Genomic DNA, 26415 nt, shown 5'->3' on the forward strand with positions numbered 1-26415 from the left:
CGGCGACCGACTCGGCGAGTGACCCCCTGCCCGCCGCGGGCGTGTGAACCCTGTCACACCGCGGCCACACTCGTGGCTAGGATGGAGTGGTGTTCTGCTGGAGATACACACCATGACCTCCCCTTGCCCCGTCGTCCACTTCGAGATGCCCTACCGTGACGCCGAACGCGCCAAGCGCTTCTACGCCGAGGCCTTCGGCTGGCAGATGCAGCAGTTCGGCCCCGAGATGGGCGACTACATCCTGGCCACCACCGCCACGGTGGACAGCAACGCCCCTGGCGCGGTGCGCGGGTCCATCAACGGCGGCCTCTTCCCGTTCAAGGCCGACTGGCCGATGCAGCAGCCCTCGGTGGTGATGGGCGTCGATGACATCCGCGCCGCGATGGCCCGCGTCACCGCCGGCGGTGGCGAGGTGATGGGCGAGCCCATGGCCATCCCCGGCGTGGGCGACTACGTGTCCTTCGTCGACACCGAAGGGAACCGTCTCAGCATGCTGCAGCCGGCGATGGGCGCCGCACCCGGACAGGGTTGACCGCCATGCTGCGCCAGATCTTCGTCAACCTGCCCGTTGCCGACCTGGCGCGCTCGCGCGCCTTCTTCGAGGCGCTGGGCCTGCACTTCAACCCCCGTTTCACCAACGAGCACGGGGCCTGCCTGGAGATTGCCGAGAACATCTACGCGATGCTGCTGGTCAAGCCCTTCTTCCAGGGCTTCACGCCCAAGCCCATCGCCGACGCCACGCAGAGCACCGAGGTGCTGATCGCCCTGTCCTGCGACAGCGCCGCCGAGGTGGATGAACTCGTCGCCCGGGCCGTGGTCGCCGGCGCCACCACGCCGGTGGAACGCAAGGACCACGGCTTCATGGTCCAGCACGGCTTTGCCGACCTGGACGGGCACCAGTGGGAGGTGTTCTGGATGGACATGGCGGCGGCGCCTGCCCAGATGTGACGCGCCTGACGCCGGGCCGGGTCAGCCCCTGTCCTCGTCCCTGCGCTCCCGCCGGTCGGCCTGCGCATTCTTGACCGCCTGCCTCCAGGCCCAGGCGATGGGGGCGGCGACGAGGGCGATCAGCAGGAGTTCGAGGAAGATCCACATCAGCTTTGGCTGCCGCGGGCACCGGGGACCGGCAGATCCGTGACGTCCCACGGATTGAGGAGCGGTACGCCGCTGCCGATAAAGTCGGCCACGTTGCGCGTGACCAGCGTGAAGCCGTGCTCGGATGCCGTGGCCGCGATCATGGCGTCCCGCTCCGAGCGTGGGTTGGGGACATGCAGCGCGGCGCACACCAGGGCCGCCCCTTCGCCGAACGGCAGCACGCGGCCGGCGAAGAGCTGCCGAACCGCCTCGAACCAGGTGCGCAGGTGTTCCGCCTGATTGGGGTCGCGCAGCGCCTTCAGCAAGATGCCCTGCTCGATCTCCAGGATGGTGATCGCGGACAGAAACATCTGCGCCGCTGCGACACCCGCCGCCCAGCGCTGCACACCGGGATCTGCGCCCTTCTTGCCGCGGCGCAGCTCGGAGATGACGTTGGTGTCCAGCAGGTACATGACCCGTCGACTCAATCGAGATCGGCCGGCTTCAACTGGATGTCGGCGGGTGCAAAGCTGAACGCTTCGGCGTCCGGCTGTGCCATCCCGTCCATCGCGTCCAGCAGACTCACCGGCGCCTGCCCGGCCAGACGGAAGTAGTCCTCCATCTTGAGCAGCGCGTACTCCGGTCGCCCCCGGTTCGTGATGAACACCGGCCCTTCCTGTGCCGCGCGCTTGGCTGCGGCGACGTCGCGGGTGAACTCGCGGCTGGAGAGGGTGTGGATGGTCATGGGGTGTTCTCTTGATTGCTTGTATGTTATGACAATCAGCGAGCGGCTTCAACGCCAATGCGGTGCTGCCAACGACGGCCCGTGCCGAGCAGAGCGATGTGTGGGCGGTGAATGCCGCAGAATGCGCCGTGTGAGGCAAGTGCTTCGTTAATGTGGAAGACACCCAAGCGCGGACGTGTGGCTGCCTGACCTGAGGCTGGTCGGGGCCGCAAGGTCAGCAGGCAAGCGAGTCTCAGGTGGCGGTGGGGGTGGCGATGAAGCCGTGCTTGCGCAGCATTTTGAGCCAGCGCGGGGCGTTGCGCTGGACGTTCAGGGCCTCGTAGTCGACCTCCTTGTCTTGGTAGTGGGTGCCGTTGGCCAACATGGCGTAGACGGTACGCAGCATCTTGTGGGCCAGCGCCACGATGGACTTCTTGTGTCCCTTGCGAATGGCCAGCGCGTCGAACTTGGCCTTGAGCGCGCAGCGGGTACGCGCTGCAGCCTGGGCGAACTCGCACAGCAGCCTTCTGACCCAGGCGTTGCCCTTGCGGATGCGCCCGGTCTTGCGCTTGCCCGCGCTCTCGTTGTTGCCCGGGCAGATGCCCACCCAGCTGGCCAGCCGCTCGGCACTGCCGAAGACGTCCATGTCCGCGCCGATCTCCACCAGCAGCATCGCCGCGCCCTGGATGTCGATACCCGGCAAGGTCTGCAGCAGCTTGAGCTGCGGCTGCCAGGCGCGCAGTCCGTCCAGCAGGTATTGGTCCATGCGGGCGATGCGGGTCTCGATGTGCTCGATGTGCTGCATGATCTCCTGGGCCACGAAGCGGTGCGCGGCGCTGAACTGCTCGGTGCTCAGGGCCTCGAACAACTCGTCCCGGCTGGCCCGAAGGCGCCCCTTTTGATCCAGCACCTCGTACATGGCTTGGCCCGCAATGAGCGCCTTGACCATGGCGCGTGCACTGGCACCGTGGATGTCGCTGACCACCACGTTGATGCGCATGCCCGCATCTACCAGCACCTTGTGCAGCCGGTTCTTCTCGGCGCTGCACATGCCCACGAGCTTCTGCCGCTGACGCGCCACCAGACGAAGCTGGCGCAAGTCCACCGGTGGAATGAACGAGGCGCGCAACAGGCCCGCACGCGCCAGCGTGGCCAGCCACTGCGCATCGGCCATGTCGGTCTTGCGCCCGGGCACAGCTTTGACATGGCGCGCGTTGACCACCCACGCGATGATGCCCACCGCCTCCAGCGCCGCAAACGGGCTCTTCCAGTACACCCCCGTGCTCTCCATCACCACCACCTCGGGCCGAATCTCCAGCGACCATTGCGCCAAGGCACGGCGGTCGCGTCTGAAGGCTCCGAAGTCGCGCTTGGTGACCTCCACTCGGCCATCGTCATGCTCGACCACCGCACAGGCGGTGATCTTGGCCTGGTGTACGTCCAGCGCGATCACGCGTTTGTGCATCGGGGTCAGATCCATTGCCGGGCTCCTGCAGCTTGAACAACAATCACAAGCGTGCGGGCCCGCGCAGGTGCCGCCGACCAACGGCCTGCCGGGACAAAGCCTGGCGGCTCTCTTTAATGTGGGCTGTCGGGCGCCCGGGCTCCGCAAGGAACTCAGCAGCGCCCGCAGGCAATCCTGGGTACGAGTGGTCGGCAGCGGGTCAAGTTAGCGATCGCGGTCGAGTGCCATCAAAATATTGACCGACCTCTACCCGCTCAGGCCCGCACACCCTCAGTGTCTTCCATCATCCAGGGTGACCCGCCCGGGCCATGACAGTTAATGTGGAAGACACCCAAGCGCGGACGTGTGGCTGCCTGACCTGAGGCTGGTCGGGGCCGCAAGGTCAGCAGGCAAGCGAGTCTCAGGTGGCGGTGGGGGTGGCGATGAAGCCGTGCTTGCGCAGCATTTTGAGCCAGCGCGGGGCGTTGCGCTGGACGTTCAGGGCCTCGTAGTCGACCTCCTTGTCTTGGTAGTGGGTGCCGTTGGCCAACATGGCGTAGACGGTACGCAGCATCTTGTGGGCCAGCGCCACGATGGACTTCTTGTGTCCCTTGCGAATGGCCAGCGCGTCGAACTTGGCCTTGAGCGCGCAGCGGGTACGCGCTGCAGCCTGGGCGAACTCGCACAGCAGCCTTCTGACCCAGGCGTTGCCCTTGCGGATGCGCCCGGTCTTGCGCTTGCCCGCGCTCTCGTTGTTGCCCGGGCAGATGCCCACCCAGCTGGCCAGCCGCTCGGCACTGCCGAAGACGTCCATGTCCGCGCCGATCTCCACCAGCAGCATCGCCGCGCCCTGGATGTCGATACCCGGCAAGGTCTGCAGCAGCTTGAGCTGCGGCTGCCAGGCGCGCAGTCCGTCCAGCAGGTATTGGTCCATGCGGGCGATGCGGGTCTCGATGTGCTCGATGTGCTGCATGATCTCCTGGGCCACGAAGCGGTGCGCGGCGCTGAACTGCTCGGTGCTCAGGGCCTCGAACAACTCGTCCCGGCTGGCCCGAAGGCGCCCCTTTTGATCCAGCACCTCGTACATGGCTTGGCCCGCAATGAGCGCCTTGACCATGGCGCGTGCACTGGCACCGTGGATGTCGCTGACCACCACGTTGATGCGCATGCCCGCATCTACCAGCACCTTGTGCAGCCGGTTCTTCTCGGCGCTGCACATGCCCACGAGCTTCTGCCGCTGACGCGCCACCAGACGAAGCTGGCGCAAGTCCACCGGTGGAATGAACGAGGCGCGCAACAGGCCCGCACGCGCCAGCGTGGCCAGCCACTGCGCATCGGCCATGTCGGTCTTGCGCCCGGGCACAGCTTTGACATGGCGCGCGTTGACCACCCACGCGATGATGCCCACCGCCTCCAGCGCCGCAAACGGGCTCTTCCAGTACACCCCCGTGCTCTCCATCACCACCACCTCGGGCCGAATCTCCAGCGACCATTGCGCCAAGGCACGGCGGTCGCGTCTGAAGGCTCCGAAGTCGCGCTTGGTGACCTCCACTCGGCCATCGTCATGCTCGACCACCGCACAGGCGGTGATCTTGGCCTGGTGTACGTCCAGCGCGATCACGCGTTTGTGCATCGGGGTCAGATCCATTGCCGGGCTCCTGCAGCTTGAACAACAATCACAAGCGTGCGGGCCCGCGCAGGTGCCGCCGACCAACGGCCTGCCGGGACAAAGCCTGGCGGCTCTCTTTAATGTGGGCTGTCGGGCGCCCGGGCTCCGCAAGGAACTCAGCAGCGCCCGCAGGCAATCCTGGGTACGAGTGGTCGGCAGCGGGTCAAGTTAGCGATCGCGGTCGAGTGCCATCAAAATATTGACCGACCTCTACCCGCTCAGGCCCGCACACCCTCAGTGTCTTCCATCATCCAGGGTGACCCGCCCGGGCCATGACAGTTAGGAGGGGGAATGAATTCTTGGCTCAGAGCCCTGTTGTTTGGATTGCTGCTCCTGCAGGCGCAGACTGGGTTCGCGCAGCTGACCTACGTCAGGAAGCACCCGGCCCAATCCGAAGCTCCTCGTCATTCGCGGTGGCACGGTGGGGCTGAGTCAGGAACCGTTGCCCCATCTCCGGCGATAACCCCGGGAGCCCCCATGGGCCTGCCAGCATACTCTGCTGCCTGACTTGGCCTCTCGTGCCATAACCACCATGAATGACCCGACCCCGCGCTGGTGCTACCGCTTCGACAACTATCGCCGTGCCTTCGGCTTGCTGCGCGAAGCCATCGAACAGGAACAACCTCTGTCCCAGCTGGAGAAGGAAGGGGTGATCCAGCGCTTCGAGTACACGATGGAGCTGGCCTGGAAGACAATGAAGGACTACCTCGACTACGAGGGGGTCGTTCTGGAGCCGGTCACTCCGCGCAACGTGATTCGCCGGGCCTTCGAAGCCGGCGTGATCCGCCAGGGCGAGGTCTGGCAGGCGGCCCTCGATGCGCGCAACAGCATGTCGCACACCTACAACTTCGCGGTGTTCGAGCGGGTGATCGTGGACATTCGCGTCAGCTACCTCTCCGCCTTCGCGGAGCTCTACGAGTTCCTGTTCGAGCGTCGGCTCGACGCAGGCGCGGTCTGACGATGGCGGGTGCTCTGCTGGCGGACCTGCGTTTCGGCCTGACCGCATCACAGCGCCAGGCCGCCGTCGCAGTCCTGCAGACGGTCGTGGAGCGCATCGATCGGGTGGCGGTGTTCGGCTCTCGGGCGGAAGGCCGGCAACGTCCCAACTCCGACTTGGATCTCGTGCTCTTTGGCCCGGTCGACGAGCGCGACTGCGATCGGTTGGGCACGCTGTTTCAGGACAGCGCGTTGCCCTTTTCCGTCGACGTCAAGAGCTACGATTGCCTGACCTACGCCCCCCTGCGCCGCCACATCGACCAGGCCGCGCGGGCTTGGCTGGTGCGGGTCGGTGGCCGGTTGACGGAAGTTCCTGCCTCGGTGGACGCTTAGATCAGCAGCACTTCGTCGCTGAACGAATCGGCCACCCGCTGACCGGCGCATAGCACCGAGTACACCCTGCAGTTCAGTTGCCGTTTCTGTGCCTGCAGCTGGGTCGTGAATTCGGGTCCGAGCTGGCAATCACCGTCCGAGATCATCAGCACGTCGGCCTTCAAATAGTCAGGGTGTGTTTCGATGATCTTCAGGGCGTGCTGCAGGGGGGTTTCGAAATCCGTGCCGCCGCCGAAGCCTTGCCGCAGGAAGGCGAGCAGTCCTGCTGCGTCGTTGTGCCCGTCCGTCGCGAACGTGTTGATCTGCCCACTGGCACCGAACAGGATCACGTGCAGTGAGCGGTCTTCTGCTTTCAGGATGCCGGCCACCGCCAGCAACAGCGCTTTGGCCTTCAGCAGCGGCTCGCCCTGCATGCTGGCTGAGGTGTCGAGGCAGGCCACCACCGGGCCTGTGCGTTTCTGGCGCGCCTCGGTGGTTTCGCCGTGGGCGAACGTGCTGCCACTCAGTTCATAGGTCAGTAGACTGTTTTCCAGCAGGCGGGCGTAGAACAGGGTTTCGAGCGCGTCGTCTTCCAGATTGATCAGCTCGCTGGGGAGCAGCCGCATCAGGTCGTTGCTGCGGTGCGTGCCGTGGACTTCGCTGCGGCTGGCCTGCGGAATGCGCGTCTGGCGTTTCACTTCCTCGGCCACATGCTGGCGCCCCAGCTTGCGCACCAGCTCCTGAATCCTCGGATTGCTGCTGATCTGCTGCGCGAGTTTTGTGAAATCTTCGCCACCCGCCTTCAGGTCGGCATAGGAGAAATTCGCGCCCCGGCAGGCGTTCAGAAATGCCTCGGCCCTCGTATACATGTCGCTGATGTCGCCGAGGGTCTGCCGATAGGTGGTCAGGCGCTGCAGGATCGGGGTGGGCAGAGATTCGTCGTTAATTTCCACTTCATAGGCTTTCACCTCATCGAGTTGCAGGCGCAGGTGGGCGATGTGCTCGGGCGTCAGCGGCAGATGTCTGAGTTGGCGATGGATTTCTTCCCAGTCCGGTTCAACGGCGGGGGCTTCCTCGTGAGCGGCTCCGCTGTCCTGTTGCCAATCCCACAGGCGCCATTTGGTGGCGCCAAGCTGCTGGCGGGCGGACTTTTTGAGCGCCGCCATTGTCGGCTCCCAGGTTTCATCGAGGATCCCGGTCAACCTGTTCAATGCGCCGCTGACCATGCGCTCCAGCAGCGAGTCCTCCTCCGCCCGCTTTTCCACTTGGTTGACGCAGCGCGTCGAAAACTGGTGGCAGTTCTTGATCACCAGCCCGTAGAACGCGCGCTCGCCCAATTGGCTGGCTGCGTGCTCAGCCGCTGCGGCGTGTCCAACGGGGCCGTGCTTGTCGCAGGACACGTAGATCTTGCGGCCCAGTGTGCTCTTGCTGGTGAAATCTCCGGCGTTGCTGAGTTGCACGCTACTTTCCGCCAGCCCATCGACCACGATGTTTGAAATGCGGCCGTCATCGACATGAATCCCGGAGTGCTCCACCGCCAGCCACAGATCGCAATACACGACGCTGCCCGGCACGGGCGTGACCTTCTCGCGGAAGGTGCTGTCGATGAAGTACTTGATCGGCTTGAACAGCAGCGCCGCCAGCGCCGGCAGGACCGAAAAGCGGTTCAGCATGATGTCTGCAGCCTCAGAGCCAGATGTTGGCTTGAGCCTGGTGGGTCAGCAGGTCGATTGTTTTTCCCTTCGTGGATGCGGGCTCAACTCCGTTGAGCCCTTCGAGATGCGTTGCATCCGCCCCCACATGGCGCAGAGTCGGCTGCTGGTTCTGGTCATCCCAGATCCATATATTCTGAAAATCCCATTCCAGGGAGTGTTCAAAGAATCTCTGAGTGAATCGTTCGGCAGCAATGGCCTCGCCATTAATGCCGTCACTACTTTTCACGCTGTCAAGGGCCACATTTCTTTCGAGTTTGGCGGATGAATCATTCGCAATGGTGCCGCGAAGAGTGATGGGTGTTGCGCCAACAGCACATCGGCTAATAGTTCCGGAGTTGGCTCTTCGCACAATGCCGCAAAGGGATCCGGTGGTATATAAACCTCCATTGGTGAAGCATTTGTTAATCGATGTTGAGTCTGTGTAGTCCGCAATGCAACCCCAAAGATTGGATCTGTTGAACCTATGGTTTATCGTTGCCATACAGTTTTCTATGGAGGAGTCTTTTGCTCCACTTAATATGAGTGGCCAATTTGATTTGCAGCTGTGTATTCTTGACTGTTCGATTCCGTCTGCAATCGATCTTCCGCTTGTGCATGATTTAATTTCACATTTATTTGCGCGAGTGGCGACGATATTTTTTATTGATGTGCAGAAGGAGATCTTGGAATCGCTGGCAGTTCCGGTCAGGTTCACCGACGTACTGCATGATGTTAGCTTTGACTTGTCTGCTGTCACCTCCGATAACCCGCAGTTCTTCAGTGCGATGCCCGATACACGGCTGGCGAGCAGTATTTTGAACAGCCACCGGTGAGAGTGATCGCTGACGTTCTTGTCCATCACGCTGTGCCCGCAGCCGTCATACGTGCCCTTGAAATTGATCGCAGGCCAGGTGCTGATGCCGCTGATGTCCAGATCCACCGTTTGCCGAAAGTGGTAACCCTGCTGGCCGACCTCGAGGCGGGTCAGATCCATCAGGTCATCGATTGACTGGATCAGCAGCGGGTCATCGGCCGTGCCGCTGCCCGCGTAGCCCTTGACTACGGCGCCCATCGGGGCGGAGGAACGGGCTGGAGCCGTGGGCTGGGTTGTCTGCGCCGACGTTGCCGAGATGGGCACCAAGGTGCGACCGTCACTGTCCAGCACATAGGTGATCTGTGGCGCCTGCTCGGCCAACGGGCTGGGCACCTCCACCTGATCCGCTGGCACCTGCCGGCTGTGGCGCTGCAGCGTGCCGAGCACCAGTTCCCGAACCTTGATGGCGTTGTCGGCGTGGTTCCACAGGCAATCCTTGAGCAGCATCAGGTCGGACAGATCGACCGCCTGCCGTCCATTGGTGGCCGCTGAGACGCGCAGCAGGTGGATGACCTTCTTCAGCCGGCGGTCGGACAAGCTTTCACGGCGGTCTTCCTTGAAGGCCTCCCGGTGGGCGGCCCAGATGTCCTGCACGGCCTGAATCAGTTCGGGTGGGAAGGCGACTTCAGGGGCTGTGCGGCGGATCTGCTCCAGCTCGGCGGGTGTGATGCGGTCGGCGGGATGGAGGTCGGGCTCAGTGGTGGGCGCGAACAATTTCGACAGGCTGTGCGCGCCCACATAGTCGACGAACACGCGCACCAGGAATCGGTCGTACAGCGCACCGAGTTCCTCCTGATCGGTGGGCAATTCGTTGGAGGCGGCAATCAGCGCCTGCAGCGGCACATTCTGAACCTGGGGGCCATTGTGATAAACGCGCTCGTTCAGGATCGTCAGCAGGGCGTTCAGGATCGACGAGCTGGCTTTGAAGATCTCGTCAAGAAAGGCCACCCGCACCGTCGGCAAATATCCTTCAGTGTTGCGCTGGAACCGGTCGGCCTTGAGCGCAGCGATCGACAGCGGCCCGAACAGCTCCTCGGGCGTAGAAAATTTGGTCAGCAGATACTCGAAGTAATCGACGCCTTCGTCAGAGAGGCTCCGTGCGATGCGCCGTGCGACCAAGCTTTTGCCGGTCCCTGGAGGTCCCACCAGAACAATATTTTCTCCGGCCAGCGCAGCGAGGAGTGCTAACTTCAGTGTATTTTCTCGATCGACAAGCCCTTGATTGAGGGATTGCAGGAGTGACTGAATTTTGTTGCTGATCATGTTCTCTCCCGAAATGTTCGCAAGATGCTGTGGAATGGTTCTCCATCATGATGCGAACTCGGAAGAGTTTATGGACTGGTGACCTGCGCTGCAAATTTGTTGGCGGAATTTTTTATCAGGTCTTTTGAAAGGCAGGTATTCATAACGTGTGGAGAAAACTAAAAGGCCCGCCAGTGGCGGGCCTTGGGTTCACCGGATGGGTGATGCGGTGCTCTTAGGCCACCGTCTTGGCCGTCTCCGCGTACTCCTCGATCTGGTCGAAGTTCATGTACTTGTAGATCTTGTCGGCGCTCTTGGCGACGACTGCCACTTCGGCCATGTACTCCTCGACCGTCGGGATGCGGCCCAGCTTCGAGCAGACAGCGGCCAGCTCGGCGGAACCCAGGAACACTTGCGTGTTCTTGCCCAGACGGTTCGGGAAGTTGCGGGTCGACGTGGACATCGCGGTCGAGCCTTCCTTGATCTGCGCCTGGTTGCCCATGCACAGCGAGCAGCCCGGCATTTCCATGCGGGCGCCGGCGCCGCCGAGGGTGGCGTAGTAGCCTTCCTTGGTCAGCTCGGAGGCGTCCATCTTGGTCGGCGGGGCCATCCACAGGCGCACCGGGATGTCCTTCTTGCCCTTCAGAATTTCGCCGGCAGCGCGGAAGTGACCGATGTTGGTCATGCACGAACCGACGAACACTTCGTCAATCTTGGTGCCGGTGACTTCGGACATGAACTTGGCGTCGTCCGGGTCGTTCGGGCAGCAGACGATCGGCTCCTTGATGTCGGCCAGGTCGATCTCGATGACCGCGGCGTACTCGGCGTTGGCGTCGGCCTTGAGCAGCTGCGGGTCAGCCAGCCAGGCTTCGACCTTCTCGATGCGGCGCTGCAGGGTCTTGGCGTCGGCATAACCGTCGGCGATCATGTTCTTCATCAGAACGATGTTCGAGCGCAGGTACTCGGCGATCGGCTCGGGGTTCAGCTGCACCGAGCAGGCGGCAGCGGAACGCTCGGCGGCGGCGTCGGACAGCTCGAAGGCCTGTTCGACCTTCAGGTTCGGCAGACCTTCGATTTCCAGCACGCGGCCCGAGAAGACGTTCTTCTTGCCCTTCTTCTCGACGGTCAGCAGGCCGGCCTTGATCGCGTACAGCGGGATCGCGTGGACCAGATCGCGCAGCGTGATGCCGGGCTGCATCTCGCCCTTGAAGCGCACCAGCACCGACTCGGGCATGTCCAGCGGCATCACGCCGGTGGCGGCGCCGAAGGCCACCAGGCCGGAACCGGCCGGGAAGGAGATGCCGATCGGGAAGCGGGTGTGTGAGTCGCCGCCGGTGCCGACCGTGTCAGGCAGCAGCAGGCGGTTCAGCCAGCTGTGGATCACGCCGTCGCCCGGGCGCAGCGCGACGCCGCCGCGACTGCTGATGAACTTGGGCAGCTCGCGGTGCATCTTCACGTCCACCGGCTTCGGGTAGGCGGCGGTGTGGCAGAAGGACTGCATCACCAGGTCGGCCGAGAAGCCCAGGCAGGCCAGGTCCTTCAGCTCGTCACGGGTCATCGGGCCGGTGGTGTCCTGGCTGCCGACCGTGGTCATGCGCGGCTCGCAGTAGGTGCCCGGGCGGATGCCCTGGCCTTCCGGCAGGCCGCAGGCGCGGCCGACCATCTTCTGCGCCAGGGTGAAGCCGGCGTTGCTGGCGGCCGGCGCGGTCGGCAGGCGGAACAGCGTGGAAGCCGGCAGGCCCAGGAATTCGCGCGCCTTGGCGGTCAGTGAGCGGCCGATGATCAGGTTGATGCGGCCGCCGGCGCGCACTTCGTCGAACAGCACGTCGCTCTTGAGCGCGAACTCGGCGACGGTTTCACCGTTCTTGACGATCTTGCCGTCGTAGGGCTGCACGTCGATGACGTCGCCCATTTCCAGCTTCGACACGTCCACTTCGATCGGCAGCGAGCCGGAGTCTTCCTGGGTGTTGAAGAAGATCGGCGCGATCTTGCCGCCCAGCGTGACGCCGCCGAAGCGCTTGTTCGGCACGAAGGGGATGTCCTGGCCGGTGGCCCAGACCACCGAGTTGGTGGCGGACTTGCGCGAGGAGCCGGTGCCGACCACGTCGCCGACGTAGGCGACCAGGTGGCCCTTCTTCTTCAGGTCCTCGATGAACTGCATCGGGCCGCGCTTGCCGTCTTCCTCGGGCTTGAAGGCCGCGTCCGGGCGGGTGTTCTTCAACATCGCCAGGTAGTGCATCGGGATGTCCGGGCGCGTGGTGGCGTCCGGGGCCGGCGACAGGTCGTCGGTGTTGGTCTCGCCGGGCACCTTGAAAACGGTGACGGTGATCGACTTCGGCACTTCGGGGCGCGAGGTGAACCACTCGGCGTCGGCCCAGGACTGCATCACTTCCTTCGCCTTGGCGTTGCCGGCCTTGGCCTTGGCAGCGACGTCGTTGAAGTAGTCGAACATCAGCAGGGTCTTCTTCAGGCCCTCGGCGGCCACGCCGGCGACCTCGGCGTCGTCGAGCAGCTCGATCAGCGGGTGCACGTTGTAGCCGCCGACCATGGTGCCCAGCAGCTCGGTGGCCTTGGCCTTGGAGATCAGCGCGACCTGGACTTCACCGTGCGCCACGGCGGCCAGGAAGCTGGCCTTGACCTTGGCGGCGTCGTCCACGCCCGGGGGCACGCGGTGGGTCAGCAGGTCCAGCAGGAAGGCCTCTTCGCCAGCCGGCGGGTTCTTGATCAGCTCGATCAGCTCGGCGACCTGCTTGGCGTCCAGCGCGAGGGGCGGGATACCGAGGGCGGCACGCTCGGCAGCGTGTTGGCGATAGGCTTGCAGCATGAGGGAGCTCCGTGCGGGGTGGAGGAAGAAACCGGGAACCGTTGGCCAGGGCGCTCGCCCTGCGAGTGCGGAATATGCCGCACTCGGGTTAGCCCCATATTTTATGTCTTATATAAGACTTGCCAAGAGGGTGGAGGCGATCTGCCGAACTGGCGTCTCAAAAAGCGACAGGGCCGCTGCAGTGGCGGCCCTGTCGGCATGGTGTCAGCTGGGTGCGCTCGGTCACCCGGGCGGCGCGATCAGGTCTTCTGCTTGTCGTGCACGCAGCCGTCGACCATGCGCTGGCCGATCTTGGCGTTCATCAGCATCGACTTGTTGGCGATCTGCAGCCAGACGACGCCCGCCTTCTTGTCTTCCAGGCGCACGGCGCCGGAGGTCGTGGCCTCGGGTACCAGGGCATAGGTCTTGCCCTTGAAGGTGAGCTTGACGTACCCGGGCTTGTCGCCGGCCTTGACGTCCACCGACTGGTTGAACTCGCAGCCGATCGTGCCGGTCAGCACGCGCTCGCTGGTGGCGATCTGCTCGGCGCTCAGATCGGGCAGCGCTGGGGCTGCCTTGGCTGCCTTGGGTGCGGCGGCCAGGGCTGGGCCGGCGAACACAGCGGCAGCCAGGGTGGCGGCGATCAGGGCAGACAGGGACACTCGGGTCATGAAAATCCTCTCGGGGCAGGTGGAAAACCGGCCGCGATTGTTGGCCCGAAGACCCTTTGCCGCGTAGCAAAATGCATCCGTTGCGCCCGCATGGCGGCACCTTGACACAACTCGGCGGGCATCGCCCCTTGGTCGGCGACGGGGCCGCTGTGGTGAATGAGCGACGCTGAACTGCGCCGCCGGCGCCGAGTTGGCGCCGTCAGGGCTCAGCCCGGCACGTGGTCTTCCGGAAAGAACGCAGCACGGGCCTGTGCCGGCAGTTGGGTGCGGTGGGCGAAGGAGGTGCGGTGGGCGCGCTCCAGGATGTGCCAGAAGTAGCGGTAGCTGGCACGGTCGTGCAGCTGGTCCTGGCCGCGGTGGCGGTGGCGGATGGGGGCCCACTGGGCAGCCCGGGCGGCCAGCAGGATCTCGATGGCCAGGTCCACCTCGGCGGTGGTGGGCGAGAAGGCGTCGACGATCGGCCGGATCTGGTCGGGGTGGATGCTCCACATGCGCGTGTAGCCGAGCTGGCGGCAGGCCGTGGTGGCGGCCTCCTCCAGCGCCGAGAGGTGCTTGAACTCGGTGACCACGCAGTGCGAGGGCGTCTTGCCGTGGGCGTGGCAGGCCGCAGCGATGTCGAGCTTGGCGCGCAACACGAGCGGGTGCTCGAACTGGCCCTTGGCGCCCATCGCACTGTGCGGGATGGCGCCGCGGTGCGCGGAGACGAAATCCATCAACCCGAAGGACAGGCACTCGATGCGCGGATGGGCCGCCATCGCATGGGCATCGTGCAGCGCGCCGTGGGTCTCCACCAGCGCATGCACCGGGATGGCGCGGCCGATGCCGTGGCGCTCGATGGCGTCGTCGATCGCAGCGACGGCCTGCTGCAGGTCCGCCAAATGACGCGGCTTCGGCACGGTGATGTAGGCCACCCGCGCGCCGGCCTGGCCGACGATGACATCGACCATGCGCTCGAAGGCCGGGTGGTCGATGGCCTGCACCCGCGCACCGACGCGGCCGAAGCGGTTGGCCGGAGAGTTGACCAGCTCGGCGATCAGGTGGGCGTGCTCGACCTCGCCGCCCACCGGGGCACCGTCCTCACCGTCGAGCGTCACGTCGAACACAGGGCCCATCTCGGCCTGCAGCTCCAGGCTCTTGCGCATGCGCAGGTCGACACCGCAGTAGTGGTCGCACACCGGCAACTCGGGGGCGATTTCACCGGACTCGAACAGGGCTTCGCGGGGGTGCAGGGCAGCGGGGGTGTTCATGGTGTGGGCGGCCAACGCTCTGGCGAACGGGGAACAGGGGGACTGGCGGGACGGGAGGGGACGGGCGAATGCTAGATCAGAACGCCGGGCACGATGCGGTCGGCCGGCGTAGGCATGCACCGAGTGTGTATGTGACTCCGTCGGCATGGCCGGGCTTCAGGCGGCTTGCCGGACTGCCGATACAGGCCGGGAGAACTCTCCCGCTCCGCCCGGTCATGCGCCGCCCACTCCAACGATTCATCAGCTACATCGGCGCCCACAACGCCCAGCAGCGCGACGCGCACGAGCGGGATCGGGCGCGCCAGCGGGCGTTCATCTCGGCGGCCTTCGCTGCCGTGACGGCCTGGGGTGCCTGGCGCGCGCCGATGCCGTCGCTGCTCGATGCGGTGGTGCCGGTGCTGTCGCTGTGCTACACGCTGGTGGCTGTGCTGCACCTGAAGTTCGTGCTGTCGCGCCGTCGCGCGGGGGTGACTTCGCAGTACGTCTTCATCGTGCTCGATTCGGCGCTGACCGTCGTGGCCTGCGTCGGCGCACCGGCCGTGCTGGCGGCCTTCTACCCGGTACTGATGGTGCAGATCGTGCGCTGCGGCATGCGTTACGGCCTGCGCACGATGTGGCTCTCCTGGGCTGCGGGTGCGCTGGCCGCGGCGGCGCTGCTGCCGCTGAGCGACTTCTGGCTGGCACAGGAGCAACTGCTGCGCTCGTTCCTGATCATGATGGTCGTGATCCCGGTCCTCTTCGGGCCGCTCATCCGCACCCTGCATCGGGTGACGTCGGAGCTGAGGGTGGCGGCAGGCTCGGACCCGCTGACGGGGCTGAGCAACCGGCGCACGCTGACCGAGCACATCCGCCTGGCGCGGGAGCGCTGCGAGCGCGAAGGCACGCTGCTGGCGGTGATGTTGTTCGACCTGGACAACTTCAAGGTGGTCAACGACACGCTGGGCCATGCGATCGGTGACCAGCTGCTGGAGCGGGTGGCGGCGGCGATCCAGCGCTGTTGCCGCTCGGGCGACTTCCTGGCCCGCATCGGCGGTGACGAATTCGTGCTGCTGGTGGAGGGGCTGCCGCCCGCCGCGGGGCGCCAGCGTGCGCAGGCGATCGCCGACAAGGTGGTGGCGGTGGTGCAGGCCACCGCCGACGAGCTGGTGCCTGTGGCGGAGGTGTCCGCGAGTGCCGGCATCTACTGCTGGGCCGTCGGCGAGCCGGCCGCCGCAGCGGACACCGACCTGATCGAGCTGGCCGACCGGGCCATGTACGCTGCCAAGCGTGGCGGCAAGGGCAGGGCCGTGATGGCCTGATGCCGTGAGGGCATGAAAAAACCCGGCGCCTCGCGGCAGCCGGGTCTTGGTGAGGTGGATCGTCAGCGCAGCGCGCTGCTCAGATCACAGCAGGTGCTTGACGCCGTCCTGCTCGCCCTGCAGCTCGGCCAGGGTCTTGTTGATGCACTCTTGCGAGAACGCGTCGATCGGCAGGCCTTCGACGATCTTGTACTCGCCGCCTTCGCAGGTGACGGGGAAGCCGAACATGACTTCCTTGGGGATGCCGTATTCGCCGTTGGACGGGATGCCCATCGTGACCCACTTGCCGTTGGTGCCCAGGGCCCAGTCGCGCATGTGGTCGATGGCGGCGTTGGCGGCCGAGGCGGCCGACGACAGGCCGCGTGCGGCGATGATGGCCGCGCCACGCTTGCCGACGGTCGGCAGGAACACGTTGGCATTCCAGTCGTGGTCGTTGATGGTGTCCTTCACCGACTTGCCATCGACGGTCGCGAAGCGATAGTCGGCGTACATGGTCGGCGAGTGGTTGCCCCACACGGCCAGCTTCTCGATGTTGCCCACAGCGCAGCCGATCTTGGCGGCGATCTGCGAGGCGGCACGGTTGTGGTCCAGGCGCAGCATGGCGGTGAAGTTGCCCGGCTTCAGGTCCGGGGCGGCCTTCATGGCGATGTAGGCGTTGGTGTTGGCCGGGTTGCCCACGACCAGGACCTTCACGTCGCGCGAGGCGACGGCGTTCAGGGCCTTGCCCTGGGCGGTGAAGATCGCGCCGTTGATCGACAGCAGCTCGGCACGCTCCATGCCCGGGCCGCGGGGACGCGAGCCGACCAGCAGGGCGTAGTCGGTGTCCTTGAAGGCGGTCATTGGGTCACTGTGGGCCTCGATGCCGGCCAGCAGCGGGAAGGCGCAGTCTTCCAGCTCCATGATCACGCCCTTGAGCGCGTTCTGGGCCTTTTCGTCGGGGATTTCCAGCAGTTGCAGGATCACGGGCTGATCCTTGCCCAGCATTTCGCCGGAGGCGATGCGGAACAGCAGGGCGTAACCGATCTGACCAGCGGCACCGGTAACGGCGACACGAACGGGCTTCTTGCTCATGGGCGAGGCTCCTGGGAGTGGGTGGGGAAATCGTCGGAATCGTCGAAAAGCGGACGGCGCGGCGTCGGCAGCCTGCCTGGCAGGCCGGGTGCGGTGGAGTCATCCCCTGTGCACCAGCGAGGGCGTCGGATCGCAAGTATCGCGCAGTCTAGGGGTTGACCCTGGGGGTGTCAATCATCTTATGTCTTATATAAGACATCAGTTGCACATCGTTGCCTGCCACGCCGCGGTTGTGCTGCAATGACGGTCATGGCCCTGTCTGCGTCCAGCGCTTCGAGCGCGCCCATCACTCCCAGCTCCGTCACCGGTGTGCCGGTAGAGGGTGCGGGTGAGGCTGCACCGGCGTTCAGCCCGCTGTACCAGCAGATCAAGGCGCTGATCATGCGTGGCCTGCAGGGGGGGGAGTGGAAGCCGGGCGAGGCGATCCCCAGCGAGCTGGACCTGGCGGCGCGGTTCCGCGTCAGCCAGGGCACGGTGCGCAAGGCCATCGACGAGCTGGCCGCAGAAAACCTGCTGGTGCGCCGTCAGGGCAAGGGCACCTTCGTCGCCACACACAGTGAAGAGCACGTCCAGTACCGCTTCCTGCGGCTGCAGACCGAGGATGGCGGGCCGCCGCCGCCGATGCAGCGGCACTTCCTGGACTGCCGGCGCACACGCGCGCCGGCCGACGTGGTGCGCGCGCTGGACCTCAAGCCCGGAGACATGGCGGTGCAGGTGCGGCGCACGCTGTCCAGCCAGGGGCGGCCGGTGGTGCTGGACGACATCTGGTTGCCGGGTCATCTCTTCAAGGGCCTGACCGCCGAGCGGCTGAGCGAATACAAGGGGCCGCTGTATGGCCTCTTTGAGACTGAATTCGGGGTGCGGATGATCCGTGCGGAAGAAAAGATCCGCGCCGTCGCGGCCGACGCCGCGGTGGCCGAGCTGCTGGGCGTGGCGATCGGTGCGCCGCTGCTCAGCGTGGAGCGCCTGTCACGCACCTATGGTGACAAGCCAGTCGAGTGGCGGCGTGGCCTGTACCAGACCGCGACGCACCACTATCGCAACGAACTGAGCTGACACGAGCGCGTGTCAAGGGCGTGATGCGAGCGCTTGTCAGCTTTCTTGCTGCTGCATTGCAATAAAATCCATTGGTTCACTTTGTCACAAGGCACGTCATGGCAGATACCCTCAAGCAGCGGCCGGGCCCGATGCGTCTGATCGACGCCACCCAGTACCCGCTCCCCCTCCCAGCGAAGCTGTCCATCCTGCACCGCGTCAGCGGCGTGCTGATGTTCGTGCTGCTGCCCTTCGTGATCTGGATGTTCGACACCAGCGTGAGCTCGGAGGTTTCCTTCGAGGCCTTCACCTCGGTGCTGTCCAGCCCGCTCGCGAAACTGGTCGTCCTGGGCCTGATTTGGGCCTATCTGCATCACTTCTGCGCTGGTGTGCGCCACCTGTGGATGGATGCCACCCACAGCGTGTCCAAGGAGCAGGGGCGTTCGTCGGCCGTGGTGAGCTTTGCCGTCAGCCTGTTGCTGACGGTCGCGCTGGCGGCCAAGCTGTTCGGCCTGTTCTGATCCCTTTCTCGACCACACGGTTCCCACCATGTCCAACAACTATGGATCGAAGCGCATCGTCGTTGGTGCGCGCTACGGTCTGCGCGATTGGCTCGCGCAGCGGGTGACGGCGGTGCTGATGGCACTGTTCACGGTCGTGCTGCTCCTGCAGGTGCTCTTCGGCGGCCCGCTGGGCTATGACCGCTGGGCGGCGATCTTCTCAGCCCAGTGGATGAAGTTCCTGACCTTCACGGTCATCCTCTCGCTGGCCTGGCATGCCTGGATCGGCATGCGCGACATCTTCATGGATTACGTCACCAAGTCGGTTGGCATGCGCCTGACCCTGCAGGTGGCGACGATCGTCTGGCTGGTCGGCTGCGCTGGCTGGGCCGTGCAAGTTCTCTGGAGACTCTGATGGCGTCCATCGCTACATCCGCCAGCTACTCTGGCTCCCTGCCGCGCCGCAAGTTCGACGTGGTCATCGTCGGCGCAGGCGGCTCCGGCATGCGTGCCTCGCTGCAACTGGCGCAGGCGGGCCTGAACGTCGCGGTGCTGACCAAGGTGTTCCCGACCCGCTCGCACACCGTGGCGGCGCAGGGCGGCATCGGGGCCTCGCTGGGCAACATGTCGGAAGACAACTGGCACTACCACTTCTACGACACCATCAAGGGGTCGGACTGGCTGGGTGACCAGGACGCCATCGAGTTCATGTGCCGCGAGGCGACCAAGGTCGTCTACGAGCTGGAACACTTCGGCATGCCGTTCGACCGCAACCCGGACGGCACCATCTACCAGCGTCCCTTCGGCGGCCACACTGCCAACTACGGCGAGAAGCCGGTTCAGCGCGCCTGCGCTGCGGCCGACCGCACCGGCCACGCGATGCTGCACACGCTGTACCAGCGCAACGTGGCCTCGCGCACCCAGTTCTTCGTCGAGTGGATGGCGCTGGACCTGATCCGCGACGCCGAGGGCGACGTGGTGGGCGTGACGGCGCTGGAGATGGAGACCGGTGACGTCTACATCCTCGAAGCCAAGTCGGTGCTGCTGGCCACCGGCGGTGCCGGGCGCATCTTCGCGGCCTCGACCAACGCCTTCATCAACACCGGCGACGGCCTGGGCATGGCTGCGCGTTCGGGCATCCCGCTGCAGGACATGGAGTTCTGGCAGTTCCACCCCACTGGCGTGCACAACGCGGGCGTGCTGCTGACCGAAGGCTGCCGTGGCGAGGGCGCGATCCTGCGCAACGTCAACGGCGAGCGCTTCATGGAGCGCTATGCCCCGACGCTGAAGGACCTGGCGCCGCGTGACTTCGTCTCGCGCTGCATGGACCAGGAGATCAAGGAAGGGCGTGGCTGCGGTCCGAACAAGGACTACATCCAGCTCGACATGACCCACCTGGGCGGCGACACCATCCTCAAGCGCCTGCCCTCGGTGTTCGAGATCGGCCACAACTTCGCCAACGTCGATATCACCAAGGAGCCGATCCCCGTGGTGCCGACCATCCACTACCAGATGGGCGGCATCCCGACGGGCATCAGCGGCCAGGTCGTGGTCCCGAAGGGCGACGACTACAAGAGCGTGGTCAATGGCCTGTACGCGGTGGGCGAGTGCTCCTGCGTGTCGGTGCACGGTGCCAATCGCCTGGGCACCAACTCGCTGCTGGACCTGCTGGTGTTCGGCAAGTCGGCGGGCAACCACATCATCGAGTCGCTGCGCAGTTCGCCCAAGTCCCACAAGGACCTGCCGAAGGACGCCGCCGACCTGTCGCTGGCCCGCCTGGCCAAGCTGGACGGCAGCAGCAGCGGCGAGTACGCCCAGGACGTTGCCAACGACATCCGCAGCGCGATGCAGCAGCACGCCGGCGTGTTCCGCACCCAGCAGACGATGGACGAGGGCACGGTCAAGATCAACGCCATCCGCGAGCGCGTGAAAAACATCACGCTCAAGGATAAGTCGAAGGTCTTCAACACCGCCCGCATCGAGGCGCTGGAAGTCGAGAACCTGATGGAAGTGGCGCAGGCCACGATGACCTCGGCAGCCGCCCGCAAGGAATGCCGCGGTGCGCACACCGTCAAGGACTACGAGCGTGGTGCGGACGACGCCGAGTTCCCGCTGGGCCGCAACGACAAGGAGTGGCTCAAGCACACCCTGTGGGACAGTGCCACCAACAGCCTGTCGTACAAGCCCGTGAACCTCAAGCCGCTGACGGTGGACAGCGTGCCCCCGAAGGTCCGTACCTTCTAAGGCGCCGCAGGAGCAATCAAGATGGCCATTCGCACCTTCCAGATCTACCGCTACGACCCGGACAAGGACGCCAAGCCCTACATGCAGACCATCGAGATCGAACTCGACGGTCACGAGCGCATGCTGCTGGACGCCCTGATCAAGCTCAAGGCCAAGGACCCGACGCTGTCGTTCCGCCGCTCTTGCCGTGAAGGCGTGTGCGGCTCGGACGCGATGAACATCAACGGCAAGAACGGCCTGGCCTGCCTGACCAACATGCGCGACCTGCCGGGCACCGTGGTCCTCAAGCCGCTGCCGGGGCTGCCGGTCATCCGCGACCTGATCGTGGACATGACGCAGTTCTTCAAGCAGTACCACAGCATCAAGCCCTACCTCGTCAACGACACGCCGCCGCCAGAGACCGAGCGCCTGCAGTCGCCCGAGGAGCGCGATGAGCTGAACGGCCTGTACGAGTGCATCCTGTGCGCGAGCTGCACGACGAGCTGCCCGAGCTTCTGGTGGAACCCGGACAAGTTCGTCGGCCCGGCCGGCCTGCTGCAGGCCTACCGCTTCATCGCCGACAGCCGTGACGAAGACACCGGCGCGCGCCTCGACAACCTCGAGGATCCGTACCGCCTGTTCCGCTGCCACACCATCATGAACTGCGTGGACGTCTGCCCGAAGGGGCTGAACCCCACCAAGGCCATCGGCAAGATCAAGGAACTGATGGTGCGCCGGGCGGTATGACCGCCATCGGCCCGCTTCCGGATCCCATTGGTCAGCCCCTCGCAAGACCCCGCATGGACACTCTGCTTGACGCCGGCTCCCTCAGCAAGTTGCGGTGGCGCTGCCGCCGCGGCCTGCTGGAGAATGACCTGTTCATCGAGCGCTTCTTCGCGATCCATGAGCAGAGCCTGACGGTGCGGCAGGCGGGCGCCCTGGAAGTCCTGATGGACCTGGCCGACAACGATCTGCTCGATCTCCTGCTCGCGCGCCGCGAACCCGAGGGGGAGCTCGCGCGGGACGATGTCCTGGAAGTACTGGCACAGCTGCGACAGCGCCCGCAGAGGTGATGCGCGATGCGCGCCGGGTGTCTCCCGCCCCTGGCTTCAAGCCGATTCGCTGATTTGACTACGAGGAAACACGAATGATGACCCCCTCCGACGTGAAGGCCACCCTCTCGTTCTCCGACGGCTCGGCGCCGATGGATCTGCCGATCTACAAGGGCACCGTCGGCCCGGACGTGATCGACATCCGCAAGCTCTACGGCCAGACCGGCAAGTTCACCTACGACCCCGGTTTCCTGTCCACCGCGTCGTGCAACTCCACCATCACCTACATCGACGGTGACAAGGGCGAGCTGCTGTACCGCGGCTACCCCATCGAGCAGCTGGCCGAGCAGTGCGACTACCTCGACACCTGCTACCTGCTGCTGTACGGCGATCTGCCCAACGGTGACCAGCGTGGCACGTTCCACAAGCGTGTGCTCAACCACACGATGGTGAACGAGCAGATGCAGTTCTTCCTGCGCGGTTTCCGCCGTGACGCGCACCCGATGGCGGTCATGACCGGCTTGGTGGGCGCCCTGTCGGCCTTCTATCACGACAGCACGGACATCAACAATCCCGAGCACCGCGAGATCGCGGCGATCCGCCTGATCGCCAAGATGCCCACGCTCGTGGCGATGGCCTACAAGTACAGCGTCGGCCAGCCCTACATGTACCCGCGCAACGAGCTGTCGTACGCCGGCAACTTCATGCGCATGATGTTCGCCACTCCCTGCGAGGACTACAAGGTCAACCCGGTCATCGAGCGTGCGCTGGACCGCATCTTCATCCTGCACGCCGACCACGAGCAGAACGCCTCCACCTCGACGGTGCGCCTGTGCGGCTCGTCGGGCACCAACCCGTTTGCCGCCATCGCGGCTGGCGTGGCCTGCCTGTGGGGTCCCTCGCACGGTGGCGCCAACGAAGCCTGCCTGAACATGCTGGAAGAGATCCAGGCCATGGGCGGCGTGGCCAAGGTCGGCGAGTTCATGGAGCAGGTGAAGGACAAGAACTCCGGCGTCAAGCTGATGGGCTTCGGTCACCGCGTGTACAAGAACTATGACCCGCGCGCCAAGCTGATGCGTGAGACCTGCCACGAGGTGCTCAACGAGCTCGGCCTGCACGACGACCCGCTGTTCAAGCTGGCGATGTCGCTGGAAAAGATCGCGCTGGAAGACGACTACTTCGTTGCCCGCAAGCTCTACCCGAACGTCGACTTCTACTCCGGCATCGTGCAGCGCGCCATCGGCATCCCGGTGCAGCTGTTCACCGCGATCTTCGCGCTGGCCCGCACGGTCGGCTGGATCGCCCAGCTCAACGAGATGATCGCCGACCCCGAGTACAAGATCGGCCGTCCGCGCCAGCTCTTCGTCGGCGCGGCCACCCGCAACGTCAAGCCGCTGAACGAGCGCTGATCGTCGGGCCATCGCAGCTGGCCTTGCATGGCCGGCTGCCGACGCGCCCAAAAAAAGCCCCCGTGGGACATCCCCGGGGGCTTTTCTTCATCTGGGTGGACCGCGCCCCGGCCCGCCCGCCAGAGAGCGGCGTCGACCCAGGCGGGCGCAACCCCTCAGCGGACCACGGCCAGCTCGGCGCGCTCGCTGCCTTTGTAGGTGTACAGCGTCAGGGCGCCGTTGCGGATGTCACCCTTCTCGTCGAAGGCGATCGTGCCCGTCACGCCCGGGTGGCTGATCGACGCCAGCACCGGCAGGTACTTGGCCGGATCGGCCGAGCCCGCCTTCACCATCGCGGCGGCCATCGCCATCGTGGCATCGTAGGTGTAGGGCGAGTAGATTTGCACCTCAGCGCCAAACTTCTTCTTGAAGTCGGCCTTGAACTTGTCGAACCCCGGTTTCTGGGCCGTCTCGACGCCGCCGGCGATCGCGCAGATCACCTCGCCGTCGGCCAGTGCACCGCTGGCCAGCTTGGGCAGCTCGCCGGTGCACACGCCATCACCGCCCATGAACTTGGTCTTGATGCCCAGCTGCTTCATCTGGCGGATCATCGGGCCGGCCACAGCGTCCATGCCGCCGTAGAACACCACGTCCGGGCGGGCGCCCTTGATCGACGTGAGGATGCCGGTGAAGTCAGTGGCCTTGTCGGTGGTGAACTCGTGCTTGACGATGGTCGCGCCGGCCGCCTTGGCCGCCTTCTCGAACTCGCTGGCCACGCCCTGGCCGTAGGCGGTGCGGTCGTCGATCACCGCCACTTGCTTTGCCTTGAGCTGCTGCACTGCGTAGCGGCCCAGCGTGCCGCCCAGCTGCGCGTCATCGGCCACCATGCGGAAGGTGGTCTTGAAGCCCTGGCGGGTGTACTTCGGGTTCGTCACCGACGGCGCGATCTGCGGGATGCCGGCGTCCGAGTAGATCTTCGCCGCAGGGATCGCGGTGCCCGAGTTCAGGTGGCCGACCACGCCGTTGACCTTGGAGTCGACCAGCTTCTGGGCCGCGGCCGTGCCCTGCTTCGGGTCGCCGGCATCGTCTTCGGCCATCAGCTCGAAGCGGGCCTTCTTGCCACCGATCAGGACGCCCTTGGCGTTCAGCTCGTCGATGGCCATGCGGGCGCCGTTCTCGTTGTCACGCCCCAGGTGGGCGGCCCCCCCGCTGAGGGCGGCCACGTGGCCGATCTTGACCACCAGGGTTTGTTGGGCAAAGGTGCTGCCGGCAGCGCCGGCCAGCGCCAGCATCGCGGCGATTCGGATGGGGGACATCATGGATGGAAATGAGGTGGACGTGAACGAACCCCCTGCACCGTATACGCCGGCCGGCTCGGTTCGCCAGAACCAACAGCCCGCAAGCGCACTGTCAGCATTGGGATTATGCCCTTGGTCAGGGTTTACCCTCGGCACTCTGGGGCCCGATGTTCGCCACGGGACACGTCCCCGGAGGTCGGAAACCTGCAACCCAAGGTGAGGATCGATGCGAAACCGGGTCACGGCAGATTTGTGGGACGCACAAAGAAAAGGGCCTGTGGTCTTTGCAGACAACAGGCCCCTGGATCCGTGGTGGAGAGGAGGAGGATCGAACTCCCGACCTTCGCATTGCGAACGCGACGCTCTCCCAGCTGAGCTACCCCCCCACAGAAAGAAGAAAAATTATAGCAGAGCCTACTCAGGCTGGCGCAAGGGGCAGGGGTCGGTTGGCGGGCTGCGCGTTGTTGGCGCGCCGCCGGGTCGTCGCAGATCAGGTGGGGGCGCGGCGCTGGCGTGCGCGGGCCAGGGCGGCTTCGATGATGCTGCGCTTGCGATCGAGCTCAGCGGGTGAGTTGGCCTTGGTGAGTTCGGCCAGGTGGGCAAGCTTGTGCTGTGCCTTGGCCGCCAGGGCCTCGGCATGGCTGGCCGAGAGGCGTTGCTGGCGGGCTTGGCGCGCGTCGTAGCGCTGTTTCGCGGCGCTGGCCTGCGCTGGGCTCCAGGCCTGCCAGCCGGTGCGGCTTGGCGTGGCGGATTCGACCTGGATGCAGTCCACCGGGCAGACGGGCAGGCAGAGTTCGCAGCCCGTGCAGTCCGGCTCGACGACGGTGTGCATGCGCTTGTTGGCGCCGACGATGCAGTCCATCGGGCAGGCCAGGATGCACAGGGTGCAGCCGATGCACCAGGCCTCGTCGATCCAGACGACGGTGCGTTCGGTCTCTGTGCCACACGACGGATCAAGGGCTGCAGCGGCCTGACCGGTGAGTGATGCGAGGCGTGCAATGCCCTCTGCGCCCCCTGGGGGGCAGCGGTTGATGGCGGCGTCGCCCACCGCGACGGCCTGGGCGTAGGCCCGGCAGTCGTCATAGCCGCAGCGGGTGCACTGGGTCTGCGGCAGCAGGGCATTGATCGCTTCGGCGCTGGCCGTCGGGGCAGGTGTGTTCTCGGGCATGGTGGACACGGCGGCGGATCGGAAGGCGCTCGGCAAACGGAGGTTCGTGTCGCGGGCTCAGGTGCCCACGCCAAGCAGCACCAGCACACCCAGCACGGCGAACACCACGGCTGCGATGCGGTGCACCACGTGCATCGGCACGAACTTCGTGGCGCGTTCGCCGAGCATCACCGCGGGGACGTTGGCGATCATCATGCCCAGCGTGGTGCCGGCGGTCACGGTGACCAGGCTGTGGTACTTGGCGGCGAGCATCACGGTGGCGATCTGGGTCTTGTCGCCCATTTCGGCGAGGAAGAAGGCCACCACCGTCAGCCCGAACACGCCCCAGCGGCCGCTGCCGCCGCCCTCCACCTCGTCGGCTTCGTCGGGGATCAGCATCCAGGCGGCGACGGCCAGGAAGGAGGCGCCGAGGATCCAGCGCATCCACTGCGGATCGATCAGCTGGGTGAGCCAGTCACCCAGCGCGGCGGCGCCGGCGTGGTTGGCCAGCGTGGCCACCAGGATGCCCAGGATGATGGGCACGGGCTTGCGAAAGCGTGCCGCGAGCAGCAGGGCGAGCAGCTGGGTCTTGTCGCCGATCTCCCCGAGCGCGACCACGCCGGTGGAGATGGCCAGGGCTTCGAGGGTCATGC

26 protein-coding genes and 1 tRNA gene are annotated in these 26415 nt (G+C 65.3%); 12 read left to right on the forward strand and 15 right to left on the reverse strand.

All coding sequences use genetic code 11. From position 1 onward, the window contains the following. The first annotated feature begins 112 nt into the window (after positions 1 to 112). Positions 113 to 532, forward strand: a complete 420-nt coding sequence (locus NGK70_RS10090; RefSeq protein WP_251973105.1) for a VOC family protein — start codon at positions 113 to 115, stop codon at positions 530 to 532. A 5-nt stretch (positions 533 to 537) separates the two neighbouring features. After that, positions 538 to 948, forward strand: coding sequence for a VOC family protein (locus tag NGK70_RS10095; RefSeq protein ID WP_251973106.1), 411 nt, complete (start codon positions 538 to 540; stop codon positions 946 to 948). 21 nt (positions 949 to 969) lie between these two features. Here NGK70_RS10095 and NGK70_RS26375 read toward each other — a convergent pair whose 3' ends face one another. The 5 genes from NGK70_RS26375 to NGK70_RS10115 all read right to left on the reverse strand — a co-directional run bounded on the left by NGK70_RS26375 (position 970) and on the right by NGK70_RS10115 (position 4890). After that, on the reverse strand, positions 970 to 1095 hold the full coding sequence (locus NGK70_RS26375) for a hypothetical protein (RefSeq protein WP_256490794.1): 126 nt from the start codon (positions 1093 to 1095) through the stop codon (positions 970 to 972). After that, the gene (locus NGK70_RS10100) at positions 1095 to 1547 is read right to left on the reverse strand and encodes a type II toxin-antitoxin system VapC family toxin (protein WP_251973107.1); all 453 of its coding nucleotides are present in this window, start codon (positions 1545 to 1547) and stop codon (positions 1095 to 1097) included. Before NGK70_RS10100 ends, NGK70_RS26375 begins: the two co-directional genes overlap by 1 nt. A gap of 11 nt (positions 1548 to 1558) precedes the next feature. Further along, the gene (locus NGK70_RS10105) at positions 1559 to 1819 is read right to left on the reverse strand and encodes a type II toxin-antitoxin system Phd/YefM family antitoxin (protein WP_251973108.1); all 261 of its coding nucleotides are present in this window, start codon (positions 1817 to 1819) and stop codon (positions 1559 to 1561) included. 232 nt (positions 1820 to 2051) lie between these two features. Next, on the reverse strand, positions 2052 to 3278 hold the full coding sequence (locus NGK70_RS10110) for an IS110 family RNA-guided transposase (protein WP_251969229.1): 1227 nt from the start codon (positions 3276 to 3278) through the stop codon (positions 2052 to 2054). Positions 3279 to 3663: 385 nt separating this feature from the next. Then, positions 3664 to 4890: an IS110 family RNA-guided transposase gene (locus NGK70_RS10115; RefSeq protein WP_251969229.1), complete on the reverse strand. Its 1227-nt coding sequence runs from the start codon at positions 4888 to 4890 to the stop codon at positions 3664 to 3666. A 553-nt stretch (positions 4891 to 5443) separates the two neighbouring features. Between NGK70_RS10115 and NGK70_RS10120 the strand changes: the two genes are divergently transcribed. Beyond that, positions 5444 to 5869: a nucleotidyltransferase substrate binding protein gene (locus NGK70_RS10120; RefSeq protein WP_251973109.1), complete on the forward strand. Its 426-nt coding sequence runs from the start codon at positions 5444 to 5446 to the stop codon at positions 5867 to 5869. A 2-nt stretch (positions 5870 to 5871) separates the two neighbouring features. Beyond that, the gene (locus NGK70_RS10125; RefSeq protein ID WP_251973110.1) at positions 5872 to 6240 is read left to right on the forward strand and encodes a nucleotidyltransferase domain-containing protein; all 369 of its coding nucleotides are present in this window, start codon (positions 5872 to 5874) and stop codon (positions 6238 to 6240) included. Here NGK70_RS10125 and NGK70_RS10130 read toward each other — a convergent pair. The 5 genes from NGK70_RS10130 to NGK70_RS10150 all read right to left on the reverse strand — a co-directional run bounded on the left by NGK70_RS10130 (position 6237) and on the right by NGK70_RS10150 (position 14750). Next, complete coding sequence (locus NGK70_RS10130) at positions 6237 to 7892, reverse strand: VWA domain-containing protein (RefSeq protein ID WP_251973111.1); 1656 nt, start codon at positions 7890 to 7892, stop codon at positions 6237 to 6239. The genes NGK70_RS10125 and NGK70_RS10130 overlap by 4 nt on opposite strands. Before the next feature lie 13 nt (positions 7893 to 7905). Then, on the reverse strand, positions 7906 to 10050 hold the full coding sequence (locus NGK70_RS10135; protein WP_251973112.1) for an AAA family ATPase: 2145 nt from the start codon (positions 10048 to 10050) through the stop codon (positions 7906 to 7908). A gap of 214 nt (positions 10051 to 10264) precedes the next feature. Further along, positions 10265 to 12853 (reverse strand): bifunctional aconitate hydratase 2/2-methylisocitrate dehydratase, encoded by a 2589-nt coding sequence (gene acnB / locus NGK70_RS10140; RefSeq protein ID WP_251973113.1) that lies wholly within the window; start codon positions 12851 to 12853, stop codon positions 10265 to 10267. A 239-nt stretch (positions 12854 to 13092) separates the two neighbouring features. After that, positions 13093 to 13503: a hypothetical protein gene (locus NGK70_RS10145; RefSeq protein WP_251973114.1), complete on the reverse strand. Its 411-nt coding sequence runs from the start codon at positions 13501 to 13503 to the stop codon at positions 13093 to 13095. A gap of 206 nt (positions 13504 to 13709) precedes the next feature. After that, entirely contained in the window at positions 13710 to 14750 is a 1041-nt protein-coding gene (locus NGK70_RS10150; protein WP_251973115.1) for an HpcH/HpaI aldolase/citrate lyase family protein, read from the reverse strand. Between the two features lie 215 nt (positions 14751 to 14965). Here NGK70_RS10150 and NGK70_RS10155 point away from each other — a divergent pair, with 215 nt between their 5' ends. Then, complete coding sequence (locus NGK70_RS10155; protein WP_251973116.1) at positions 14966 to 16048, forward strand: GGDEF domain-containing protein; 1083 nt, start codon at positions 14966 to 14968, stop codon at positions 16046 to 16048. 84 nt (positions 16049 to 16132) lie between these two features. Here NGK70_RS10155 and NGK70_RS10160 read toward each other — a convergent pair whose 3' ends face one another. Continuing rightward, positions 16133 to 17119: a malate dehydrogenase gene (locus NGK70_RS10160; protein WP_251973117.1), complete on the reverse strand. Its 987-nt coding sequence runs from the start codon at positions 17117 to 17119 to the stop codon at positions 16133 to 16135. Between the two features lie 249 nt (positions 17120 to 17368). Here NGK70_RS10160 and NGK70_RS10165 point away from each other — a divergent pair, with 249 nt between their 5' ends. The 7 genes from NGK70_RS10165 to gltA all read left to right on the forward strand — a co-directional run bounded on the left by NGK70_RS10165 (position 17369) and on the right by gltA (position 23338). Further along, positions 17369 to 18175 (forward strand): GntR family transcriptional regulator, encoded by an 807-nt coding sequence (locus NGK70_RS10165; RefSeq protein WP_251973118.1) that lies wholly within the window; start codon positions 17369 to 17371, stop codon positions 18173 to 18175. Between the two features lie 98 nt (positions 18176 to 18273). After that, entirely contained in the window at positions 18274 to 18675 is a 402-nt protein-coding gene (sdhC, locus tag NGK70_RS10170) for a succinate dehydrogenase, cytochrome b556 subunit (protein ID WP_251973119.1), read from the forward strand. A gap of 28 nt (positions 18676 to 18703) precedes the next feature. Further along, complete coding sequence (gene sdhD, locus NGK70_RS10175) at positions 18704 to 19069, forward strand: succinate dehydrogenase, hydrophobic membrane anchor protein (protein ID WP_251973120.1); 366 nt, start codon at positions 18704 to 18706, stop codon at positions 19067 to 19069. Then, positions 19069 to 20898 carry a succinate dehydrogenase flavoprotein subunit gene (gene sdhA / locus NGK70_RS10180; RefSeq protein WP_251973121.1) on the forward strand — a complete coding sequence of 610 codons (1830 nt, stop codon included), beginning with the start codon at positions 19069 to 19071 and terminating at the stop codon, positions 20896 to 20898. The genes sdhD and sdhA overlap by 1 nt, the downstream gene beginning before the upstream one ends. Before the next feature lie 21 nt (positions 20899 to 20919). Next, entirely contained in the window at positions 20920 to 21624 is a 705-nt protein-coding gene (locus NGK70_RS10185) for a succinate dehydrogenase iron-sulfur subunit (protein ID WP_251973122.1), read from the forward strand. A gap of 53 nt (positions 21625 to 21677) precedes the next feature. Beyond that, positions 21678 to 21950: an FAD assembly factor SdhE gene (locus NGK70_RS10190; protein ID WP_251973123.1), complete on the forward strand. Its 273-nt coding sequence runs from the start codon at positions 21678 to 21680 to the stop codon at positions 21948 to 21950. A gap of 77 nt (positions 21951 to 22027) precedes the next feature. After that, entirely contained in the window at positions 22028 to 23338 is a 1311-nt protein-coding gene (gene gltA / locus NGK70_RS10195; protein ID WP_251973736.1) for a citrate synthase, read from the forward strand. Between the two features lie 155 nt (positions 23339 to 23493). Here the strand turns inward: gltA and NGK70_RS10200 are convergent, their stop codons facing one another. The 4 genes from NGK70_RS10200 to NGK70_RS10215 all read right to left on the reverse strand — a co-directional run bounded on the left by NGK70_RS10200 (position 23494) and on the right by NGK70_RS10215 (position 26413). Continuing rightward, positions 23494 to 24636 carry a branched-chain amino acid ABC transporter substrate-binding protein gene (locus tag NGK70_RS10200; RefSeq protein WP_428985586.1) on the reverse strand — a complete coding sequence of 381 codons (1143 nt, stop codon included), beginning with the start codon at positions 24634 to 24636 and terminating at the stop codon, positions 23494 to 23496. 289 nt (positions 24637 to 24925) lie between these two features. Further along, positions 24926 to 25001 (reverse strand) — tRNA-Ala (locus tag NGK70_RS10205). A 104-nt stretch (positions 25002 to 25105) separates the two neighbouring features. Next, positions 25106 to 25783, reverse strand: coding sequence for an electron transport complex subunit RsxB (rsxB, locus tag NGK70_RS10210; protein ID WP_251973738.1), 678 nt, complete (start codon positions 25781 to 25783; stop codon positions 25106 to 25108). Positions 25784 to 25840: 57 nt separating this feature from the next. Continuing rightward, entirely contained in the window at positions 25841 to 26413 is a 573-nt protein-coding gene (locus NGK70_RS10215; protein ID WP_251973124.1) for a TMEM165/GDT1 family protein, read from the reverse strand. Between the last annotated feature and the right edge of the window lie 2 nt (positions 26414 to 26415).

This window comes from Sphaerotilus microaerophilus, assembly GCF_023734135.1.
Taxonomy (GTDB): domain Bacteria; phylum Pseudomonadota; class Gammaproteobacteria; order Burkholderiales; family Burkholderiaceae_C; genus Sphaerotilus; species Sphaerotilus microaerophilus.

Excerpts from the sequence above, each read along its gene's own strand:
- NGK70_RS10090 (WP_251973105.1), top strand. The coding sequence starts at position 113 with ATGACCTCCCCTTGCCCCGTCGTCCACTTCGAGATGCCCTACCGTGAC.
- NGK70_RS10095 (WP_251973106.1), top strand. The coding sequence starts at position 538 with ATGCTGCGCCAGATCTTCGTCAACCTGCCCGTTGCCGACCTGGCGCGC.
- NGK70_RS26375 (WP_256490794.1), bottom strand. The coding sequence starts at position 1,095 with ATGTGGATCTTCCTCGAACTCCTGCTGATCGCCCTCGTCGCCGCCCCC.
- NGK70_RS10100 (WP_251973107.1), bottom strand. The coding sequence starts at position 1,547 with ATGTACCTGCTGGACACCAACGTCATCTCCGAGCTGCGCCGCGGCAAG.
- NGK70_RS10105 (WP_251973108.1), bottom strand. The coding sequence starts at position 1,819 with ATGACCATCCACACCCTCTCCAGCCGCGAGTTCACCCGCGACGTCGCC.
- NGK70_RS10110 (WP_251969229.1), bottom strand. The coding sequence starts at position 3,278 with ATGGATCTGACCCCGATGCACAAACGCGTGATCGCGCTGGACGTACAC.
- NGK70_RS10115 (WP_251969229.1), bottom strand. The coding sequence starts at position 4,890 with ATGGATCTGACCCCGATGCACAAACGCGTGATCGCGCTGGACGTACAC.
- NGK70_RS10120 (WP_251973109.1), top strand. The coding sequence starts at position 5,444 with ATGAATGACCCGACCCCGCGCTGGTGCTACCGCTTCGACAACTATCGC.
- NGK70_RS10125 (WP_251973110.1), top strand. The coding sequence starts at position 5,872 with ATGGCGGGTGCTCTGCTGGCGGACCTGCGTTTCGGCCTGACCGCATCA.
- NGK70_RS10130 (WP_251973111.1), bottom strand. The coding sequence starts at position 7,892 with ATGCTGAACCGCTTTTCGGTCCTGCCGGCGCTGGCGGCGCTGCTGTTC.
- NGK70_RS10135 (WP_251973112.1), bottom strand. The coding sequence starts at position 10,050 with ATGATCAGCAACAAAATTCAGTCACTCCTGCAATCCCTCAATCAAGGG.
- acnB (WP_251973113.1), bottom strand. The coding sequence starts at position 12,853 with ATGCTGCAAGCCTATCGCCAACACGCTGCCGAGCGTGCCGCCCTCGGT.
- NGK70_RS10145 (WP_251973114.1), bottom strand. The coding sequence starts at position 13,503 with ATGACCCGAGTGTCCCTGTCTGCCCTGATCGCCGCCACCCTGGCTGCC.
- NGK70_RS10150 (WP_251973115.1), bottom strand. The coding sequence starts at position 14,750 with ATGAACACCCCCGCTGCCCTGCACCCCCGCGAAGCCCTGTTCGAGTCC.
- NGK70_RS10155 (WP_251973116.1), top strand. The coding sequence starts at position 14,966 with ATGCGCCGCCCACTCCAACGATTCATCAGCTACATCGGCGCCCACAAC.
- NGK70_RS10160 (WP_251973117.1), bottom strand. The coding sequence starts at position 17,119 with ATGAGCAAGAAGCCCGTTCGTGTCGCCGTTACCGGTGCCGCTGGTCAG.
- NGK70_RS10165 (WP_251973118.1), top strand. The coding sequence starts at position 17,369 with ATGGCCCTGTCTGCGTCCAGCGCTTCGAGCGCGCCCATCACTCCCAGC.
- sdhC (WP_251973119.1), top strand. The coding sequence starts at position 18,274 with ATGGCAGATACCCTCAAGCAGCGGCCGGGCCCGATGCGTCTGATCGAC.
- sdhD (WP_251973120.1), top strand. The coding sequence starts at position 18,704 with ATGTCCAACAACTATGGATCGAAGCGCATCGTCGTTGGTGCGCGCTAC.
- sdhA (WP_251973121.1), top strand. The coding sequence starts at position 19,069 with ATGGCGTCCATCGCTACATCCGCCAGCTACTCTGGCTCCCTGCCGCGC.
- NGK70_RS10185 (WP_251973122.1), top strand. The coding sequence starts at position 20,920 with ATGGCCATTCGCACCTTCCAGATCTACCGCTACGACCCGGACAAGGAC.
- NGK70_RS10190 (WP_251973123.1), top strand. The coding sequence starts at position 21,678 with ATGGACACTCTGCTTGACGCCGGCTCCCTCAGCAAGTTGCGGTGGCGC.
- gltA (WP_251973736.1), top strand. The coding sequence starts at position 22,028 with ATGACCCCCTCCGACGTGAAGGCCACCCTCTCGTTCTCCGACGGCTCG.
- NGK70_RS10200 (WP_428985586.1), bottom strand. The coding sequence starts at position 24,636 with ATGATGTCCCCCATCCGAATCGCCGCGATGCTGGCGCTGGCCGGCGCT.
- rsxB (WP_251973738.1), bottom strand. The coding sequence starts at position 25,783 with ATGCCCGAGAACACACCTGCCCCGACGGCCAGCGCCGAAGCGATCAAT.
- NGK70_RS10215 (WP_251973124.1), bottom strand. The coding sequence starts at position 26,413 with ATGACCCTCGAAGCCCTGGCCATCTCCACCGGCGTGGTCGCGCTCGGG.